General features: G+C 59.4%; 19 protein-coding genes and 1 other RNA gene. 8 read left to right on the top strand and 12 right to left on the bottom strand.

The genetic code is table 11. From position 1 onward, the window contains the following. Positions 1–188: 188 nt before the first annotated feature. The gene (locus BCF11_RS16105) at positions 189–698 is read right to left on the bottom strand and encodes an Lrp/AsnC family transcriptional regulator (RefSeq protein WP_098495628.1); all 510 of its coding nucleotides are present in this window, start codon (positions 696–698) and stop codon (positions 189–191) included. A 198-nt stretch (positions 699–896) separates the two neighbouring features. Here BCF11_RS16105 and BCF11_RS16100 point away from each other — a divergent pair, with 198 nt between their 5' ends. The 3 genes from BCF11_RS16100 to BCF11_RS16090 all read left to right on the top strand — a co-directional run bounded on the left by BCF11_RS16100 (position 897) and on the right by BCF11_RS16090 (position 4881). Then, complete coding sequence (locus tag BCF11_RS16100) at positions 897–2045, top strand: branched-chain amino acid ABC transporter substrate-binding protein (protein ID WP_098495627.1); 1149 nt, start codon at positions 897–899, stop codon at positions 2043–2045. A 290-nt stretch (positions 2046–2335) separates the two neighbouring features. Continuing rightward, positions 2336–3481 (top strand): branched-chain amino acid ABC transporter substrate-binding protein, encoded by a 1146-nt coding sequence (locus tag BCF11_RS16095; RefSeq protein ID WP_369827769.1) that lies wholly within the window; start codon positions 2336–2338, stop codon positions 3479–3481. Positions 3482–3753: 272 nt separating this feature from the next. Then, the gene (locus BCF11_RS16090; RefSeq protein WP_369827860.1) at positions 3754–4881 is read left to right on the top strand and encodes a branched-chain amino acid ABC transporter substrate-binding protein; all 1128 of its coding nucleotides are present in this window, start codon (positions 3754–3756) and stop codon (positions 4879–4881) included. Between the two features lie 126 nt (positions 4882–5007). Here the strand turns inward: BCF11_RS16090 and BCF11_RS16085 are convergent, their stop codons facing one another. Then, positions 5008–5319 (bottom strand): c-type cytochrome, encoded by a 312-nt coding sequence (locus BCF11_RS16085; RefSeq protein ID WP_098495624.1) that lies wholly within the window; start codon positions 5317–5319, stop codon positions 5008–5010. 163 nt (positions 5320–5482) lie between these two features. Here BCF11_RS16085 and BCF11_RS16080 point away from each other — a divergent pair, with 163 nt between their 5' ends. The 4 genes from BCF11_RS16080 (at position 5483) to BCF11_RS16065 (ending at position 9181) form a co-directional block, all read left to right on the top strand. Next, entirely contained in the window at positions 5483–5722 is a 240-nt protein-coding gene (locus BCF11_RS16080; RefSeq protein ID WP_098495623.1) for a TIGR04438 family Trp-rich protein, read from the top strand. A gap of 72 nt (positions 5723–5794) precedes the next feature. Then, positions 5795–6688 (top strand): LysR substrate-binding domain-containing protein, encoded by an 894-nt coding sequence (locus tag BCF11_RS16075; RefSeq protein ID WP_098495622.1) that lies wholly within the window; start codon positions 5795–5797, stop codon positions 6686–6688. A gap of 3 nt (positions 6689–6691) precedes the next feature. Next, a complete protein-coding gene (gene lgt, locus BCF11_RS16070) occupies positions 6692–7546 on the top strand; it encodes a prolipoprotein diacylglyceryl transferase (protein WP_098495621.1) in 855 nt (284 codons plus the stop codon). A 78-nt stretch (positions 7547–7624) separates the two neighbouring features. Continuing rightward, complete coding sequence (locus BCF11_RS16065; protein WP_098495620.1) at positions 7625–9181, top strand: malonyl-CoA synthase; 1557 nt, start codon at positions 7625–7627, stop codon at positions 9179–9181. Here the strand turns inward: BCF11_RS16065 and BCF11_RS16060 are convergent. The 5 genes from BCF11_RS16060 to BCF11_RS16040 all read right to left on the bottom strand — a co-directional run bounded on the left by BCF11_RS16060 (position 9171) and on the right by BCF11_RS16040 (position 11111). Further along, on the bottom strand, positions 9171–9632 hold the full coding sequence (locus BCF11_RS16060) for an EVE domain-containing protein (RefSeq protein WP_098495619.1): 462 nt from the start codon (positions 9630–9632) through the stop codon (positions 9171–9173). The two genes, BCF11_RS16065 and BCF11_RS16060, sit on opposite strands and share 11 nt — an antisense overlap. A 98-nt stretch (positions 9633–9730) precedes the next feature. Further along, positions 9731–9911: non-coding RNA, 6S RNA (ssrS, locus tag BCF11_RS16055), on the bottom strand. A 68-nt stretch (positions 9912–9979) separates the two neighbouring features. Further along, positions 9980–10291: a cell division protein ZapA gene (locus BCF11_RS16050; RefSeq protein WP_098495618.1), complete on the bottom strand. Its 312-nt coding sequence runs from the start codon at positions 10289–10291 to the stop codon at positions 9980–9982. Next, positions 10288–10533, bottom strand: coding sequence for a cell division protein ZapB (gene zapB, locus BCF11_RS16045; protein ID WP_098495617.1), 246 nt, complete (start codon positions 10531–10533; stop codon positions 10288–10290). The genes BCF11_RS16050 and zapB overlap by 4 nt, the downstream gene beginning before the upstream one ends. Before the next feature lie 68 nt (positions 10534–10601). Continuing rightward, entirely contained in the window at positions 10602–11111 is a 510-nt protein-coding gene (locus tag BCF11_RS16040) for an FUSC family protein (RefSeq protein ID WP_098495616.1), read from the bottom strand. A gap of 219 nt (positions 11112–11330) precedes the next feature. On the opposite strand from BCF11_RS16040, the gene BCF11_RS16035 reads away from it, so the two are divergent. Continuing rightward, positions 11331–12548, top strand: a complete 1218-nt coding sequence (locus BCF11_RS16035; RefSeq protein ID WP_098495615.1) for a lactonase family protein — start codon at positions 11331–11333, stop codon at positions 12546–12548. On the opposite strand, the gene BCF11_RS16030 is transcribed toward BCF11_RS16035, so the two are convergent. The 5 genes from BCF11_RS16030 to BCF11_RS16010 all read right to left on the bottom strand — a co-directional run bounded on the left by BCF11_RS16030 (position 12549) and on the right by BCF11_RS16010 (position 18678). After that, a complete protein-coding gene (locus BCF11_RS16030; RefSeq protein WP_098495614.1) occupies positions 12549–12773 on the bottom strand; it encodes a formate dehydrogenase subunit delta in 225 nt (74 codons plus the stop codon). It lies immediately after the preceding gene. Positions 12774–12810: 37 nt separating this feature from the next. Further along, entirely contained in the window at positions 12811–13635 is an 825-nt protein-coding gene (gene fdhD / locus BCF11_RS16025) for a formate dehydrogenase accessory sulfurtransferase FdhD (RefSeq protein WP_098495613.1), read from the bottom strand. 17 nt (positions 13636–13652) lie between these two features. Further along, a complete protein-coding gene (gene fdhF, locus BCF11_RS16020) occupies positions 13653–16532 on the bottom strand; it encodes a formate dehydrogenase subunit alpha (RefSeq protein WP_098495612.1) in 2880 nt (959 codons plus the stop codon). A 65-nt stretch (positions 16533–16597) separates the two neighbouring features. Then, positions 16598–18172 carry an NADH-quinone oxidoreductase subunit NuoF gene (locus BCF11_RS16015; RefSeq protein ID WP_098495611.1) on the bottom strand — a complete coding sequence of 525 codons (1575 nt, stop codon included), beginning with the start codon at positions 18170–18172 and terminating at the stop codon, positions 16598–16600. Further along, positions 18169–18678, bottom strand: a complete 510-nt coding sequence (locus BCF11_RS16010) for a formate dehydrogenase subunit gamma (RefSeq protein WP_098497530.1) — start codon at positions 18676–18678, stop codon at positions 18169–18171. The genes BCF11_RS16015 and BCF11_RS16010 overlap by 4 nt, the downstream gene beginning before the upstream one ends. Positions 18679–18821: the final 143 nt, after the last annotated feature.

Below are 18821 nucleotides of genomic sequence, written 5' to 3'. Positions count from 1 at the left end.
AGCACCTGATCGATCGCTTGATTGCCGCCACGGCAGCGACCGCCGCGACAATGCCATGAAAAAGACCGATGCTGTCGCCAGCATCGGTCTTTTTTTTAGCCGTTCGTAGACTGCACCACCCGCCGGAGACATGGCGCGGTTTTTGCTCAACCGTATTCAGGAAGCGGTCGGCGCACTGTTGCAGTGCGTCACTTGGCGGCGCGCACTTCCACCGTCGCCGGTTTTTCGTCGAAGGCAACCCGGGTCACGAACTTGGCGCGCTTCATCGGAAAACGCGACTGGAAATGGCGGACGTTGCCGGAGCCTGAAATGACCCGGCGCACAAACTGGTAATAGGCATCCATGTCGATCACGTGCACCACCAGGAAGTAGTCGTAGTCGCCGGAAACGAAATAGCATTGCATGACTTCGGCTTCCTTGTTCATGCGCAGTTCGAATTCCTGCATGTGCTCGTCGGACTGGTGGTTGAGCGAGATTTCGAGGAAGGCCAGCATGCCGTAGCCGAGCGCGAAGGGATCGACCAGCGAGACGTCGGCGCTGATGATGCCGGCCTCGCGCAGGTCGCGCAGGCGGCGCAGGCAGGTGGGCTGGGAAATGTGCGCTTTGTCGGCCAGGGTACGGGTCGGCATTTGATTGTCGCGTTGCAACAAATTGAGCAGCTTGCGGTCGACTTTGTCTAAGGTGTGATGTTTGCTCATGCCAGGGGATCAAGGGCTGTAGCTGCCGTTTTAATAATTCGCAAAAACCGCTATGCGAAGCGTTTTTTATGTTGTAACGTTGCTCTATTCGGAGAAGTCTGAGTAAATTTTCAGACTAATCTGAGTAGATAATAAATAAGCAGCGGACGGTGAAACTGTAACTAGATTGTTTTATTTTAAATCCTCAGGAGGATATTCATGCAGAACAAGATCAAAATGATTCCGTTGGCTGGCGCAATTGCAATGGCTTTCGCCTTTGCAGGCCCGGTTTCGGCACAAGAAGTCGTCACCATCGGCCAGGTCAGCCCGCTCACGGGTCCTAACGCCCACATCGGCAAGGACAATGAAAACGGCGCCACCATGGCGATCGAGGAACTGAACGCCAAGGGCACCAAGATCGGCGGCAAGCTGGTGAAGTTCGTACTGGCTTCCGAGGATGACGCTTCCGATCCGAAGCAAGGCACCGCCGCTGCCCAGAAACTGGTGGACGCCAAGGTCAAGGGCATTATTGGCCACATGAACTCCGGCACTACCATTCCAGCATCGAAAATCTATCACGATGCCGGCATCCCGCAAATCTCGCCTTCCGCTACCAATCCTAAGTACACCCAGCAAGGCTTCGACACTGCGTTCCGCGTAGTCGCCAATGACGGCCAGCTGGGCGGCACCCTGGGACGCTACGCCATCAACACCCTGAAAGCCAAGAACATTGCGGTCATCGATGACCGTACTGCCTACGGCCAAGGTGTCGCTGAAGAGTTCACCAAGAGCGCCAAGAAAGCCGGCGGCACTATCGTTGCAACGCAGTTCACCAACGACAAAGCTACCGATTTCAACGCGATTCTGACCTCGATCAAGTCCAAGAACCCCGACCTGATTTTCTTCGGCGGCATGGATGCAGTCGGCGGACCGATGCTGCGCCAGATGGACCAGCTGGGCATCAAGGCCAAGTTCATGGGCGGCGACGGCCTGTGTACAACTGAGCTGGCCAAGCTGGCCGGCGCAGGCTTGAAAGACGACCAGGTGGTTTGCGCTGAAGCCGGCGGTGTGCCGGATGCAGGCAAGGCGGCACTGGAAGCCTTCAAGGCTGCTTACCAAAAACGCTTCAACCAGGAAGTCGTGATCTACGCACCGTATGAATACGATGCGCTGATGACCATGGTGGCAGCGATGGAAAAAGCCGGCTCGTCGGATCCTAAGAAATACCTGCCTGAACTGGCCAAGATCCATTACAAGGGCGTGACCGGCGAAATCTCCTTTGATCCTAAGGGCGACATCAAGGACGGTTCGCTGACTTTGTACACCTACAAAGACGGCAAACGCACTCTGCTGACCGTGACAAAATAATCGTCGCACACAGCTAATGAAAAGCGCTCCGGTTTCCGGGGCGCTTTTTTTATTCCTCTTCCGATTTCTTCTGCGCCGTCACCGCGCCCCTCCGTCAGCGCCTGTGCATGCCGCCTCCCGGCACAATCCGGCTGCGCGCGAGACGCCGTAATCTCCTCATCGCACGCAAGGATATTGTCTAAAAGTCTTTGAGAAGATTTTTTTCTGTTGTAACGTTTGCATGCTCCGTGCTGTGAAGCCGGAAAATCGTTCATTGACCTTATCAAATCCTTAGGAGGAAACACGTGCAGATGAAGAACAAGATGTTGCCGTTGGTTGCAGCAATCGCATTGGCCATGAGTGCTGCCGGCGCAGCCCATGCAGAAGATCAAGTCGTCAAGATCGGCCATGTCGGTCCGGTGACCGGCCCATCGGCCCATCTCGGCAAGGATATGGAAAACGGCGCCAAGATGGCGGTCGAAGAACTGAACGCCAAGGGCGTCACCCTGGGCGGCAAGAAAATCAAATTCGTGCTGCTGGCGGAAGACGATGCTTCCGATCCTAAGCAAGGCACGGCGGCAGCACAGAAACTGGTCGACGCCAAGATCGACGGCGTCATCGGCCACCTGAATTCCGGCACCACCATCCCGGCATCGAAGATTTACTACGATGCCGGCATCCCGCAAATTTCACCCGCAGCCACCAGCCCTAAATACACGCAGCAAGGCTTCAACAGCGTGTTCCGGGTGGTAGCCAACGACGGCCAACTGGGCGGCACCCTCGGCCGCTATGCAGCGACTGCGCTGCATGCCAAGAATATCGCCGTCATCGATGACCGCACCGCCTACGGCCAAGGGGTGGCGCAGGAATTCGCCAAGGGCGCCAAGGCCGCCGGCGTCAATATCGTGGCGACCCAGTTCACCAACGACAAGGCAACCGACTTCAACGCCATCCTGACCTCGATCAAGGCCAAGAATCCGGATGTGATCTTCTTCGGCGGCATGGATGCGGTAGCCGGTCCGATGCTGCGCCAGATGAAGGCGCTCGGCATCAAGGCCAAGTTCATGGGCGGCGACGGCATGTGCACGGCAGAGCTGGGCAAGCTGGCCGGCGATGGCCTGACCAATGACCAGGTGGTGTGCGCCGAAGCCGGTGGCGTCGAAGAATCGGGCAAGAAGGGCCTGGAGGATTTCAAGGCAGCCTTCCTGAAGAAGTACGGCAGCGAAGTGAAACTGTACGCGCCCTACTCCTACGACTCGGTGATGACCATGGTGGAAGCGATGCAGAAAGCCAATTCCGCCGATCCGAAAAAATACCTGCCGGAATTGGCGAAGATCCATCACAAGGGCGTGACCGGCATGATCGCGTTTGATGCAAAAGGCGACATCAAGGACGGCACGCTGACCCTGTACACCTACAAGGATGGCAAGCGGACCTTGCTGACTGTAACCAAATAATCCATCGCAGCGTCTTTGCAGAAGCGCCCCGCCCGCAAGGCCGGGGCGCTTTTTTCATGTTTTTGTTGCCGTCGAGCCAGCAGGTTACGCATATCATTCTGCCGAATTGATAAAAAAGCATATAAATGCCCTTTGCGCCGCCCATCGTTTGTTGTAACGTTTAACTCCCTCAAGACAGTCCGAACTACTTGCAAAGGCGGGCTGTCTAAAAACTGCATTTTTAATAATACTGTCGACAATCCTTAGGAGGAAATCTGGTGCACACTACTAAAATGATGCCATTGGCTGCCGCCATCGCCTTGTCCCTGGCCGCTTCCGCGCATGCACAAGAGCAAGTGGTCAAGATCGCCCACGTCGGCCCGATCACCGGCCCTATAGCCCATATCGGCAAGGACAATGAAAACGGCGCCCGCATGGCGATCGAAGCGCTGAATGCCCAGGGCATCACGCTGGATGGCAAGAAAACCCGCTTCGTGCTGATGGCGGAAGACGATGCATCCGATCCGAAACAGGCCACCGCCGTGGCGCAGAAGCTGATCGACGCCAAGGTCGCCGGCGTCATCGGCCACGTCAATTCCGGCACTTCGATTCCTGCCTCGAAGATTTATTTCGATGCCGGCATTCCGCAGATTTCGCCTTCCACCACCAGCGCTAAATATACCCAGCAAGGCTTCAACACCACTTTCCGCGTAGTCGCCAACGATAGCCAGCTGGGCGGCGCCCTTGGCCGCTATGCGGCCAACACCCTGCATGCCAAGACCGCAGCGGTGATCGACGACCGCACCGCCTACGGCCAGGGCTTGGCGGAAGAGTTCAGCAAGGCGGCAAAAGCGGCCGGCATGACCATCGTCGCCACCCAGTTCACCAACGACAAGGCGACCGACTTCAACGCCATCCTGACTTCGTTCAAGGCAAAGAAGCCTGACGTCATATTCTTCGGCGGCCTGGATGCCGGCGCCGGCCCGATGCTGCGCCAGATGAAGCAGCTCGGCGTCAAGGCCAAGTTCATGGGCGGCGACGCCATCTGCACCTCCGACCTGCCGAAACTGGCGGGCGACGGCATCAGCAACGACCAGGTGATCTGTGCGGAAGCGGGCGGGGTGGAAGAGTCGGCCAAAAAAGCCTTGGACGCCTACAAGACCGCATACAAGATCAAGTACGGCAAGGATGTGGTGATCTATGCGCCGTATACCTACGATGCACTGATGACCATGGTGGATGCGATGCAAAAAGCCAAATCGGCCGATCCGAAGAAATACCTGCCCGAACTGGCGAAAATTCATCACCAAGGCGTGACCGGCATGATCGCGTTTGATGCGAAAGGCGACATCAAGGACGGCACCATCACCTTGTACACTTACCGCGGCGCACTGCGCAGCCAGCTGGCTGTGACCAAATAGCGCAACGGCTCTCCAGCTAAAAAGCGCCTCACCTGCTGGAGCGCTCTTAACGGCGGGTATAACGATATTTTTGCCAATAAAAAGGGCGCCCATCTGAGCGCCCTTTTTGCAATCTAATCAGCGGAATTATTTCTGCGACAGAATCCACTTCACCAGCGTATGCGCTTCGGCATCGCTGACTTGCGGATTGGCTGGCATCGGGATGGCGCCCCAAGTGCCCGTGCTGCCCTTCAAGACTTTTTGCACCAGCATGTCTTCAGCGCCTTTCTGGCCGGCGAATTTCGCCGCAACGTCTTTGTATGCCGGTCCGACGACCTTGTTTTGCACCGCATGGCACGCCAGGCAGTTCTTCGACTTCGCCAGATCCAGACCGGGGTCAGCCAGTGCAGAACCCGATGCCATTGCACCCAGCAATGCACAGATCAACAAACGTTTCATTCTTATCTCCGTCAAAAAAATGTGACACCATTTTACCTGCCCGTCCGCATTGTCTCATATCCCTGAAACACCTACCTACATCTGGAATCCGACATATCAGAGCGACATCCGTTGACCACAGGCATCTTTCGCCCTATCCTTTCCGCAAAGAAAAGGGAATGCCATGCCACTGATTATCATTATCGTTTCATTAATAGCGTTAAAATACTTCGAGATCGGTTCGTTTTTCACCAATATGTCCTGGTGGTGGATCGCAGGCCTGATGGCGGCGGCTTTCATCTGGTTCGAATTTCTCGAGCGCATGTTCGGCCTTGATAAGCGCAAGGCCCACGAAGAGCTCGAAAAAATCAAGAAGGAACGCGTCAAGAAAACCTTCGACAAGCATAAGCGCCCTGGCCGCTAAGACAGTACGGCAGTTACGTTATGCAAAACAAAAAGCCGGCTTCTTTCCGGCTTTTTTATTAGATGGCGATAAATGAATATAGAGCTGCGACAACTGCGCTATTTCGTGGCGGTGGCGGAAGAAAGGCATTTCGGCCGCGCCGCGCTGCGGCTGCATATGACGCAGCCGCCTTTGTCGCAAACCATACAGGCGCTCGAAGCCAGTCTCGGCGCCGCTCTGTTTGCACGGACCAAACGCAGCGTCGCGCTGACTCCGGCCGGTCAGGCGCTGCTGCCGGAAGCACAGCGCCTGCTGCAGCAGGCCGCCGCCCTGCCCGACCTGGTCAGGCGTGCAGCTTCCGGTGAATCCGGACTGCTTGCGCTATCCTTCGTATCCACCGCCGACTACAGCATCCTGCCGCCTTTGCTGCGTTCTTTCCGTGAAGCCTATCCGCAGGTGCAGATCGACCTGCAGGAAGCCACCAGCGACCTGCAGCTGGCGCAGCTGATGGAAGGCCGCATCGACGCCGGCCTGCTGATTCCGCCCTTGCCGGACAAGGCCAGGCTGGTGCTGGACTATCAGCCGGTGCTGTCCGAACCGCTGATACTGGCGGCGCCCAGCGGCCTCAAGGCGCTGCGCGGCAAAGGCAGGATTGCGCTGAGCAGCCTGGCGGACATGCCCCTGATTATTTTCCCGCGCCGCATCTCGCCCGGCTTGCATGACACCATCCTGGGCTGTTTCCGCGCTGCCGGCGTCGCCCCGCACATCGGCCAGGAAGCGATCCAGATGCAAACCATCGTCGGCCTGGTGTCGGCTGGCATGGGGATCGCGCTTGTGCCACAATCGGTGTCGAACCTGCAACGCCCGGGGGTCGATTATCATGAATTGCAAGACCAGACGCCGCTGGTAGAGACCGGGCTGGCCTGGCGCCGCGATAATGCTTCACCTGTATTGCAAGCCTTTTTGGAATTATTAAGAAAGAAATAGAACATGCTGATTCATCCCTTACCCGATCCGATAGCCTTCTCCCTGGGCCCGCTGCACGTGCGCTGGTACGGACTGATGTATCTGCTGGCTTTCATCCAGTTCATCTGGATCGGCCGCATCCGCATCAAACAGCCGCATATCGCCGCGGTCGGCTGGAAAAAGGAAGATATCGACGACATGCTGTTCTACGGCGTGCTGGGGGTGGTGATCGGCGGCCGCCTGGGGCAGGTGTTCTTTTACGATCCGTCCTACTATTTTTCGCACCCGGCGGAAATCATTGCGGTATGGAAGGGTGGCATGTCCTTCCACGGCGGCTTTATCGGCGTCCTGATCGCCATGGCATTGTGGGGCCGCAAGGCTGGCCGCAACCTGATGGACATCATGGATTTCATCGCGCCCATGGTGCCGCTGGGCTACGCTGCCGGCCGTCTCGGCAATTTCATCAACGGTGAACTGCCGGGCCGCGTGGTGTCCGACCCGTCGCTGCCGTGGGCGATGATCTGGCCCAACGTGGACAACCTGCCGCGCCATCCGTCGCCGATCTACCAGATGCTGGTCGACGGCATCCTGCTGTTCATCATCCTCTGGCTGTTCTCGCGCAAGCCGCGGCCGCGCATGGCGGTGGCCGGCATGTTCTCCCTGCTGTATGGCAGCGCCCGCTTCTTCACTGAATACTTCCGTGTGCCGGACTACAACGTCAGCTTCGGCGGCATCACGATTTCCGCCGGCCAGATGCTGTCGGTGCCGATGATCGTGCTGGGGATTGCCTTGCTGTTCATCGCTTACCGCCATCCGCGCAAGTATGCCGGCGCGGCCGATGCGCCGCCGGTCAAGGCTGCCAGCCCTGCCGCGACCTGAAACACGAAACCGCCGGCTGCTCCCTCTCACTGGGACGAGGCCGGCGGCGTTTGCCGAATGTCTTTTTCCTGCTCCGCCATGACCGCCAATCTCTACGCCCTTTTCGCGTCGCACTTCCCTGCCGATAAAACCGCCTGCTGCATCGAAACCCGTGACGGCCAGTACTACACCTGGGGCGATGTCGAGCGTGCCTCCGCCCGCATCGCCAACCTTTTCAGCAGTCTTGGTCTGCCGCCCGGTTCGCGAATTGCCGTGCAGGTCGAGAAATCGCCGGAAGCCTTGATACTGTACCTGGCCACGCTGCGCGCCGGCTTTGTCTACCTGCCGCTGAACACCGCCTACCGCAGCGCGGAAATCGAGTATTTCATCGGCGATGCCGAACCCGCTGTGTTCATCTGCTCGCCGAAGAATTTCGGCTGGGTCGCGCAGATCGCCTTCAAGGCCGGCACCCGGCACTTGTTCACGCTGGATGAAATCAGCAGTGGCAACCAAGGCCGCAATTCCGGCTCGCTACTGGCGCGCGCCATGCATTTCCCGGACCATTTCGAGACCGTGGAAAAACAGGCCGACGACCTCGCCGTCATTTTATATACCTCAGGGACCACCGGCCGCAGCAAGGGCGCCATGCTTTCGCACGGCAATATCGCCTCCAACGCCAAGGTGCTGCAGCAGTACTGGCATTGGCAAGCCGGCGACGTCCTGTTGCATGCCTTGCCGCTGTTCCATATCCACGGCTTGCTGGTAGCTGCCAACGGCGCTCTGCTGAACGGCAGCAAGATGATTTTCCTGCCGAAGTTCGAGGCCGCCGAAGTCTGCCGCCAGCTGCCGCGCAGCACCATCTTCATGGGCGTGCCGACCTACTATGTGCGCCTGCTGGCAGACAAGGGATTCGACTCCCACGCCTGCCGCAATATCCGCCTGTTCGTTTCCGGTTCGGCGCCTTTGCTGGCCGATACATTTGCTGAATTCGCTATGCGCACCGGTCACACCATCCTGGAACGTTACGGCATGAGCGAGACCGCTATGCTGACTTCCAATCCCTATGACCGGGAACGACGCGGCGGCACTGTCGGCCTGCCCTTGCCGGGCGTCTCGCTGCGCCTGGCCGTCACCGGCAGCGACGGCCTCAGCAGCCTGTGCGGCGCCGGCGAGATCGGCGATATCCAGGTGAAAGGGCCGAATGTATTCCAGGGCTACTGGCGCATGCCGGAAAAGACTGCCGAGGAGTTCACGGAGGACGGCTATTTCAAGACCGGCGATGTCGGCAAATTCGATAGCGAAGGCTATCTGGCAATCGTCGGCCGCAGCAAGGATTTGATCATTTCCGGCGGCTACAACGTCTATCCGAAGGAAATCGAAAGCGTGCTCGATGAAATCGACGGTGTGCTGGAATCAGCGGTCATCGGCATCCCACACGCCGATTTCGGCGAAGCCGTGACTGCCGTCATCGTCAAACGGTCGGACGCCAAGCTGACCACCGCCGGCGTCATCGAACTGATGAAAACCAGCATCGCCAACTTCAAGGTGCCTAAGCAAGTGTTCTTTGCCGATGAACTGCCGCGCAATACCATGGGCAAAGTGCAAAAGAACCTGCTGCGCGAACACTATTCTGGACAGGCCGCCGTCATGCCTTGAGCAGCTTGCCGATATGGCGCCATTCAGCGGCGCTGACCGGGGTGATGGAGAGCCGGTTGCCGCGCCGCAGGATCTGCATCTCGGCCAGGGCTTCCTGCTCGCGCAGTTCGGCCAGGGGGATGAGCCGGGTTTTCTTGAGCGCCTTGACGTCGACCAGCATCCAGCGCGGGTTTTCGCGCCCGGCCTTGGGATCGAAGTATTTACTCTTGGGATCGAATTGCGTGTCGTCCGGATAGGGTGTGCTCGCCACCTCGGCCAGGCCGGCGATGCCGGGAACCGCGCAGCCGGAGTGGTAGAACAGCACGCCGTCGCCGACCTTCATCAGGTCGCGCATGAAATTGCGCGCTTGATAATTGCGCACGCCATACCAGGCGATCGTCTGTCCGGACATGCCCAGCACGTCGTCGATGCTGGCGTCGTCCGGCTCGGATTTCATTAGCCAATAATTCATTTGATCTCTTCCCACTCCTGGAAAAACGCAAAAAGAAGGCCGCGAAAGAAGTCCACAAACGAAAAAAGCGGCTGCATGTATATGCAACCGCTTCAGAATTCAGTCCCGCCTGTGCCGCTTTGTCGGCATCCTGAACCAAAGCGATTCAAGTTGGCCGCAGTTAGTTCAACTTCGGGCTCATCGGACTAGCGACGCTCACACCTGTCGAACAATATTCCGCAGCCGGTGCGTATAAATGGTTCAAGGATTTTATGACAATCGCGAACACGGCAGGAATGGGTAGTCTACTCCAAACAACTTCCAAGTCAAACCCCTAGCCGCAAGTTTTTTTCTTGGATAAGGTCGCCTCAGAACAGGTCTTCCTGTGCCGCCAGGGCGTCATCCAGCACCGTGTGCATCGCCGCAATATTCTGCTTCACTTCCGACACGGTCAGTTCCGACAAAGGCCCCGAAGGCGCTTTGCTGCTCAATAATTCAGCAGCGATACCGAGCGCCGCGATCACTGCGATGCGGTCATTGCCGCGAATCTTGCCGGCGTCGCGGATCGCTGTCATTTTTCCGTCGAGGTAAGTCACAGCTTCCTGCAGGGCGTTTTCTTCGCCTTCCTTGCAGGACAGGGTATAGGGCTGGCCCATGATGTTGACGCTTAACTGGCTCATGCAAGCTCCTTGTCCTGCGGCGATGACGGCAATGCCGGAAATTTCTCGAGTAAGGCGGCGACCCGCCGGTGCGCTTCGTCTATCCGCTGTTGCAATTCTGCGTTCTGGCGCTTCAAATCCTCGCTCTCGCTCTGCAAATCCTTGGCGCGCAGGCGCAGTTCGACGTTTTCGCGGCGCAAAGCGTGCGTCAGCTCGGCCAGCTGGCCTATTTTTTCTGATAATTGATGGAATTCTGAAATCATTTTGTCACTATAGTGGTGCTTGGGAAATTACGTCAATAGATTCGGCCAATCAATCTCGCGCTTTATGATCAGGTCTTGACCGGCGCCAGTCGTTTCAGCAGAAAGCCATACGCCAATGATTGCAATAATGCCACGGTGCTGCCGGCGATCACCTCACCGACGCGCAATAGCGCATATTCAAGTTCCTGGTGCAGCCCCTTGCCGCCGATCGCCGCCGACATCAGGATCACCACCGTCGCCGGCCCCAGGCGCCAGTTGGCAGGATAGTTTTGCAACAGCATGGCGACCAGCACCGATACCGCCAGCGCGATCAGCAAGGACAGGAAGCCCGGGCCGAACAGGACCAGCGCCAGGCAGGCCACCACGCAGCCGTTCAGGGTATTGATCAGGCGCGCCTTGAAGCTGGCCTTGGCCAGATTGATGTCCGGCTCGGTCACGATGATCAACGATATCATGGCCCAGTATGGCTCTTGCAAGCCCAGGGCGCGCAAGCCATACCAGGTAATCAGGGCGCCGGTCAGGATCTTGACCAGATAAACCAGCGCGTTCTTTTTGGGACTGATGAACTGAAATTCCATTGATCCTTGCCTGTCGGTTTACATACAGCGCGAGCGCCATTCTAGCCGAGAACCGGGATCGCCCGAAATTTTACGTTACATGACAACCAACGACAGACCGCTCCAGGCGCTGCAGCGGCCGTATTTACGGATTGCCATTCTAGCTAGAAAACCCTATATTCATTCATCGAAATAATCCGCCGCAGCGTCCGTCCGCGACGCCCGCTTATCAAGGAAAATATGCCGACTCCATTATCAGTTTCCCGTCTGTCCCGCCGGCTGACGCTCTCCATCGCACTCACTGCCCTATTCACCATGACCAGCCTGCCGCTCCAAGCCGCAACACCCATCTCTCCCAGCCAGTTCGCCTACGTCGGCACGTATAACCCTAACGGTGAAGGGGTGTATCTGTTCAAGGTCGATAGCCAGTCCGGCGCGCTCAGCCGGGTCGGGGTCGCCAGCAGCCAGCCCAATCCGGCGCAGCTGACCGCGAGCGCGGACGGCAAGACCTTGTACGTGGCCAGCGAGATTGCCAACTACAAGGATGGCAAGCACGGCAGCGTGGCGGCCTATGCGGTCAACCGCGCCGATGGCGCACTGAGCAAGCTGAATGAACAGGATTCGCAAGGCGCGACGCCGGCCTTCGTGACGCTTTCCGCACAAGGGAAACATCTGTTCGCCGCCAACTACGGCGGCGGCTCCGTGGCGGTATTCCCGCTTGGCGCTGACGGCAGCCTGCAGCCGGCCTCGTCGGTACAGCAAAGCAGCGGCGCCGCGGGCGCGGCCAGGCCGGAAGCGGCAGTCATCGGCAGCTTTGCCGCCAGCGACCATAACGGCCCGCATGCGCACATGATCGCTAGCGACCCCAGCGGCCGGTTCGCGTTCTCTACCGACCTGGGGCTGGACCGCATCTACCAGTGGCGCTTCGACCAGGCCAGCGGCCGCCTGAGCCCGAATGCGCCGGCCTTCATCAAGGCATCCTCGGCCGGCGCCGGACCGCGCCACTTTGTCTTCCATCCCAACGGCAAGTACGTGTATGTGATCAATGAAGAATCGTCGACGCTGACGCTGTATAACTTCGACCAGGCCAATGGCACCCTGCAGGAACAGGATACGGTCTCGACCTTGCCGGAAAACTACCATGGCACCAGTTTCGCCTCGGGGCTGACCGTGAGCCCTGAAGGCCGCTTCGTGTATGCCGCCAACCGCCTGCGCAACAGCATTGCGCAGTTTGCGGTCGGCGCCGAAGGCAAGCTGACATGGGTGGGAGATACCTGGACCGGCGGCGATTATCCGCGCAGCATCGTGATCGGACCGCAAGGGCGCTTCATGTATGCACTGAACCAGCGCAGCGACAACATCACCCAGTTCGCCATCGACAAGGAAAGCGGCAAGCTGGAATTCATCGACCGCTATACCGGGCTGGGCAGCCCGTCGCAGATGGTGTTCCTGCCGTAATTACTTGAGGACGACGGCGTGCAGGCGGATGGCTTCCCGCACGATCGGCATCAGCTCGGCGCCGCCCTGCTGGTCGACATAGGCCAGCAGTTCACGCCGCATGCGCGGCTCCCAGCTGCGTTTCAGATGCGTGATCAGATCCGTCATGGCTTGCGGACGGTCCGGCATGGTTTCAAAAAATGAACCGATCTGATTCGCCATTTTCACCAAGTGTTCCAGGTTCATTGCGCCTGCCTTTTCTGCTGCAAGATTGTGAATAAAACTAAGCCGGCGCCAGGCGCTGCGGATGCGCATACACCACGTGGCCCGGCTGCCGCACGAAACCCAGCAGAGTGACGCCAGCCTGCTCGGCCAGCCGGATCGCCAGCGCGGTCGGCGCCGATACCGCGACGATAAAGCCGCAACCCATGCTAGCCGCCTTCTGCACCATTTCATAACTGGCGCGGCTGGTGATCAGCACTGCGCCGCTGGCGAAATCATGCTTCGGTTCCAATTGCATCAAGCCGCCGATCAATTTATCGAGCGCATTGTGGCGGCCGACATCTTCACGCACCAGTGCAATTGTTCCATCGGCCTGCAGCCACGCCGCGGCGTGGGTGGCGCCAGTGACTTGCTGCAAATGTTGCTGTTTCTGCATCTCCGCCATTGCTGCGTAAATCGCCGCCGCGGAAAAGCGCGCATGCGACACCACCGGCGCCGGCTTGCGCACCGCCTGCTGCAAAGTTTCGGCGCCGCACAGACCGCAGCCGGTACGGCCGGTCAGGTTGCGCCGTTTTTCCTTGAGCGCCACAAAGCGTTGCGTGGCGATCTGCATCTGTACCTGGATGCCATCCGCGGCACTGACGATCTCGCAATCGAACAATTCGCTGCGGTCCTGCAAGATTCCTTCAGTCAGGGAAAAGCCCAGGGCAAAATCCTCCAGATCGGCCGGCGAAGCCATCATCACCGCGTGCGAAATGCCGTTGTACTCCAACGCCACCGGCACTTCTTCTGCCACCATATCGTGGCTGCGGCTGTTGCTGACACCGCCGTTACGCCAGCGCTCCACTGCCACCTCGGTGCTGCTGGCGTATTCTGGTAAGACCATGGTTTTCCTCTGTCCTGTTATTTGGTGACCGCAGCCTCCGTCGCATGCCCGGGTTGCCCTTGCAACAGTTTCAGCTGCTGCTCGGTAAAGCGGCTGAACTGCTTCTGCCATGCGGACGGCTGGCTGACCGGCAGCACCTGTACCGCGGTCACCTTGTATTCCGGGCAATTGGTGGCCCAGTCCGAATTATCGGTGGTGATCACGTTGGCGCCCGATTCCGGGAAGTGGAAGGTAGTGTAAACCACACCCGGCTGCACCCGCTCGGTCACCGTCGCCCGCAGCACGGTCTGGCCGGCGCGCGATTCGATGCCGACCCAGTCGTCGTCCTTGATGCCGCGGTCCTCGGCGTCATGCGGATGGATCTCCAGCCGGTCTTCGCTATGCCACTCGACGTTCTCAGTGCGGCGAGTCTGGGCGCCGACATTATATTGCGACAGGATGCGGCCAGTGGTCAGGATCAGCGGGAATTTCAGCGTCACCTTTTCATCGGTGGCGAAGTACTGGGTATTGATGAACTTGCCCTTGCCGCGCACGAACTGGCCGATATGCATGATAGGCGTGCCTTGCGGCGCCTCGTCGTTGCACGGCCATTGCAGGCTGCCGGCCTTCTCCAGCTTGGCGTAGCTGACGCCGTGGAAAGTCGGCGTCAGGGCCGCGATCTCGTCCATGATCTGCGATGGATGGCTGTAGTTCATCGGATAGCCCAGCGCGTTGGACAACGCCACGGTCACTTCCCAGTCCGATTTGCCGGCCTTGGCCGGCATCACCTTGCGCACCCGCGAGATGCGGCGTTCGGCGTTGGTGAAAGTACCGTCCTTTTCCAGGAACGAGGAACCGGGCAGGAACACATGCGCGTATTTGGCGGTCTCGTTGAGGAACAGATCCTGCACCACTATGCATTCCATCGCTGCCATGGCGGCGGTAACGTGCTGCGTATTCGGATCAGACTGGACGATATCTTCGCCCTCGCAGTACAGTCCCATGAAACTGCCGTCGAGCGCGGCGTCGAACATGTTTGGAATGCGCAGGCCCGGTTCCGGGCTGAGCGTGACGCCCCATACCTGCTCAAACTCGCCGCGCACGGTGCTGTCGGAAACATGGCGATAACCCGGCAATTCGTGCGGGAAGGAGCCCATGTCGCAGGAACCCTGCACATTGTTTTGGCCGCGCAGCGGATTGACGCCGACGCCTTCGCGGCCGACATTGCCGGTCGCCATCGCCAGGTTAGCGATGCCGATCACCATGGTCGAACCTTGCGCATGTTCGGTGACGCCAAGGCCGTAGTAGATGGCGCCGTTGGCGGCGCTGGCGTACAAGCGCGCGGCGCCGCGCAGCTGCTCCGCCGGCACGCCGGTGACTTCCGCCATGGCTTCCGGCGAATTCTCCGGCCGCAGCACGAATTCCTTCCAGTCGGCATACGATTTCTGGTCGCAACGCTCGGCGACGAAATCCGGCTTTTCCAAGCCTTCCGACAGGATCACATGCGCCAGCGCGGTGATCAGGGCGACATTGGTGCCTGGACGCAGCTTGAGGTGATAAGCGGCCTGCACGTGCGGCGACTTGACCATCTCGGTAGTGCGCGGATCGACCACGATCAGCTGCGCGCCCTGACGCAGGCGGCGCTTCATCTGCGAGGCAAACACTGGATGCGCGGCGACCGGATTGGCGCCGATGACCATGATCACATCGGCCTGCATGACCGAATCGAAGGTCTGGGTGCCGGCCGACTCGCCCAGCGTCTGTTTCAAACCGTAGCCGGTAGGCGAATGGCAAACCCGGGCGCAGGTATCGACGTTATTGTTGCCGAACGCCGTCCGCACCAGCTTTTGCACCAGATAGGTTTCTTCATTGGTGCAGCGGGAAGACGTGATGCCGCCTATCGAGTCCTTGCCGTACTTGGCCTGGATGCGGCGGAATTCGCCGGCCGCATAGGCGAGCGCCTCATCCCAGGAAACTTCGCGCCAGGGATCGGTGATCTTGCTGCGTATCATAGGTTTGGTGATGCGGTCCTTGTGGGTCGCATAGCCCCAGGCAAAGCGGCCCTTGACGCAGGAATGGCCGTGGTTGGCCTGGCCATCCTTGTGCGGCACCATGCGCACCACCTGATTGCCCTTCATCTCCGCCTTGAACGAACAGCCGACGCCGCAATAGGCGCAAGTGGTGATCGCGCTATGCTCGGCCTGGCCCAGCATGATCACGGTCTTTTCGGTCAGGGTGGCAGTCGGGCAAGCTTGTACGCAGGCGCCGCAAGAGACGCATTCGGAATCCATGAAATCCTGCATCTGCCCGGCCGACACGCGCGATTCGAAGCCGCGGCCGTCTATGGTCAGCGCGAAGGTGCCCTGGGTTTCTTCACAGGCACGCACGCAGCGGTTGCAGACGATGCACTTGGACGGATCGTAGGTGAAGTAAGGATTCGATTCATCCTTCTTCATCTTCAGGTGGTTCTCGCCTTCATAGCCATAACGCACTTCGCGCAGGCCGGTGACGCCAGCCATATCCTGCAATTCGCAATTGCCGTTGGTCGGGCAAGTCAGGCAGTCGAGCGGATGGTCGGAGATGTAGAGTTCCATGACGCCGCGCCGGATATCGGCCAGCTTCGGCGTCTGCGTGCGCACCTTCATGCCGGGTTCGCATGGCGTGGTGCAGGAAGCCGGGTAGCCTTTCCTGCCGTCGATTTCAACCAGGCACAGACGGCAGGAGCCGAACGGTTCCAGGCTGTCGGTGGCGCATAGCTTGGGGACATTGATGCCGGCTTCGACCGCGGCCCGCATGACCGAAGTGCCTGCAGCGACTTCGACATTGACGCCGTCGATTTCGAGGGTCACCAGCGAGTTGGCGTGCTGCGTAGCTGTTTTGGCGGGAGTGCCGTAGTCGAGTTCGTTAAGCTGATTCATCACATACTCCTGGTTCCGTCGGAACGTGGGTTAGTCGTGTCTATGCTGCTGATCTGAAAAATATCTCAAGCGGCCTGGCCGAGCTGGCCCTTGCCGAAATCCTCGGGGAAGTGGTCAAGCGCCGACAGCACCGGCAGCGGCGTCATGCTGCCCATCGCGCACAGGGAACCGTTGACCATGGTGTCGCACAGATCGCGCAGCAGCTTGATCTGTTGCACGACGACATGAGATTCACCTGCAACGATCTTGTCGATCACCTCTACCCCGCGGGTTGAGCCGATGCGGCAAGGCGTGCATTTGCCGCAGGATTCGACCGCGCAGAATTCCATCGCGTATCTGGCTTGCTTCGCCATGTCGACGCTATCGTCAAACACCACGATGCCGCCATGCCCCAGCATGCCGCCCACCGCCGCCATGGCTTCGTAGTCGAGTTTGGTATCAAATAACAATGGCGGCAGGTAAGGCCCCAGCGGGCCGCCGACCTGCACCGCGCGAATCGGCTTGCCGCTGGCGGTGCCGCCGCCAAAGTCCTGCAGCAATTCGCGCAAGGTCACGCCGAAAGCCTTTTCCACCAGGCCGCCACGGCGGATGTTGCCGGCCAGCTGCATCGGCAGCGTGCCCAGCGAACGGCCCATGCCGTAGTTCTTGTAGAAGGCGGCGCCACGCGCCAGGATGATAGGCACCGAGGCCAGCGAGATCACATTGTTGATGACAGTCGGTTTGCCGAACAAGCCCTCGATGGCGGGCAGCGGCGGCTTGGCGCGCACCACGCCGCGCTTGCCCTCCAGGCTTTCCAGCAAGGCGGTTTCTTCGCCGCAGATGTAGGCGCCGGCGCCTTTGCGCACTTCCAGGTGGAAGCTGCTGGCCGAACCGAGGATGTTATCGCCGAGATAGCCGGCGCTGTTGGCCGTGGCGATGGCCTGGTTCAGCACGGCGATGGCGTGCGGATATTCCGAGCGGACGTAGATATAACCGCGCGTGGCGCCTACTGCCAGCGCGGCAATCGTCATGCCCTCGATCAGCATGAAAGGATCATCTTCCATCACCATGCGATCAGAGAAGGTACCGGAATCGCCTTCATCGGCATTGCAGACGATGTACTTCTGCTTGGCACTGGTTGCAGCGACCGTCTTCCATTTGATTCCGGTCGGAAAAGCCGCGCCGCCGCGGCCGCGCAAGCCGGAATCCAGCACTTCCTGCACCAGCTCTGCGCCCGACATGCCGAGGGCGCGCCGCAGCCCGGCATAGCCTTCATGCGCCAGGTAGTCTGGCAGCGAGAGCGGATCGGTGATGCCGACTCGGGCAAAGGTCAGGCGCTCCTGCTTTTTCAAATAAGGTATTTCTTCGACCAGCCCCAGGGCTGAACTGTGCTGGGCGCCGCTGAGGAAACCGGCGTCGAACAGCGCGGCGACATCGTCGCTTTCAACCGGACCGTAGCCGATGCGCCCTGCCGCGGTCGCCACCTCAACCAGCGGCTCCAGCCAGAACATGCCGCGCGAGCCGTTACGCACCAGGTTGATGCTGATGCCGCGCTGCGCCGCCTGCTGCGCGATTGCCGCGGCAACCTGGTCGGCGCCGAGCGCAAGCGCGGTCGAATCGCGCGGGACATAGATGGTGACCGGGGTGTTGAGAGCGCTCATTGCACACCTCGCTTGGCGCGCAACACGCGATTGAATTTGTCGTTGCTGACGCGGGCGTGCAGATCGTCATCGATCTGCATGTTCGGGCCGCAGGCGCACTGCCCCAGGCAATACACCGGCTCCAGCGTGAACTGGCCATCGCTGCTGGTGCCGTGGAAGTCGCAGCCCAGGGCCGCCTTGGCGTGCGCCACCAACGCATCGGCACCGACTGCCTGGCAAGCTTCGGCACGGCAGATCTGCACGATGTGGCGGCCAGCCGGCTGCTGGCGGAAATGGTGATAGAAGCTGATCACGCCGTGCACTTCAGCACGCGAGAGATTCAGCTCATCAGCGATCAGCGGCACCACCGATGGCGGCACATGGCCGAGCGCATCCTGGATCGCATGCAGCACGGGCAGCATGGCGCCAGGCAGCGTCTTGAATTCTTGAATAATGGATCTGACCTGATTCAGGTCGACAGACGGGTCCGACGGCACAGCTTGCGGAACACTAGCTTCGATTTGCATCTTCACAACAGTCTCCTACCGGGATTCAGCACTACAAATGGCGCCCGCACCGGATGCTGTTTTTATGAACAGCCATGCATCCCGGTTCAGCCTGCCGCGGTGTGTCTTGAAATCAGTACTGCCATTACTGCTTTTATAGTTTT

The sequence above is a fragment of the Collimonas sp. PA-H2 genome, from assembly GCF_002564105.1.
In the GTDB taxonomy this organism is placed as follows: Bacteria; Pseudomonadota; Gammaproteobacteria; order Burkholderiales; family Burkholderiaceae_D; genus Collimonas.
This window is presented reverse-complemented; position numbering and strand designations above follow the sequence as displayed.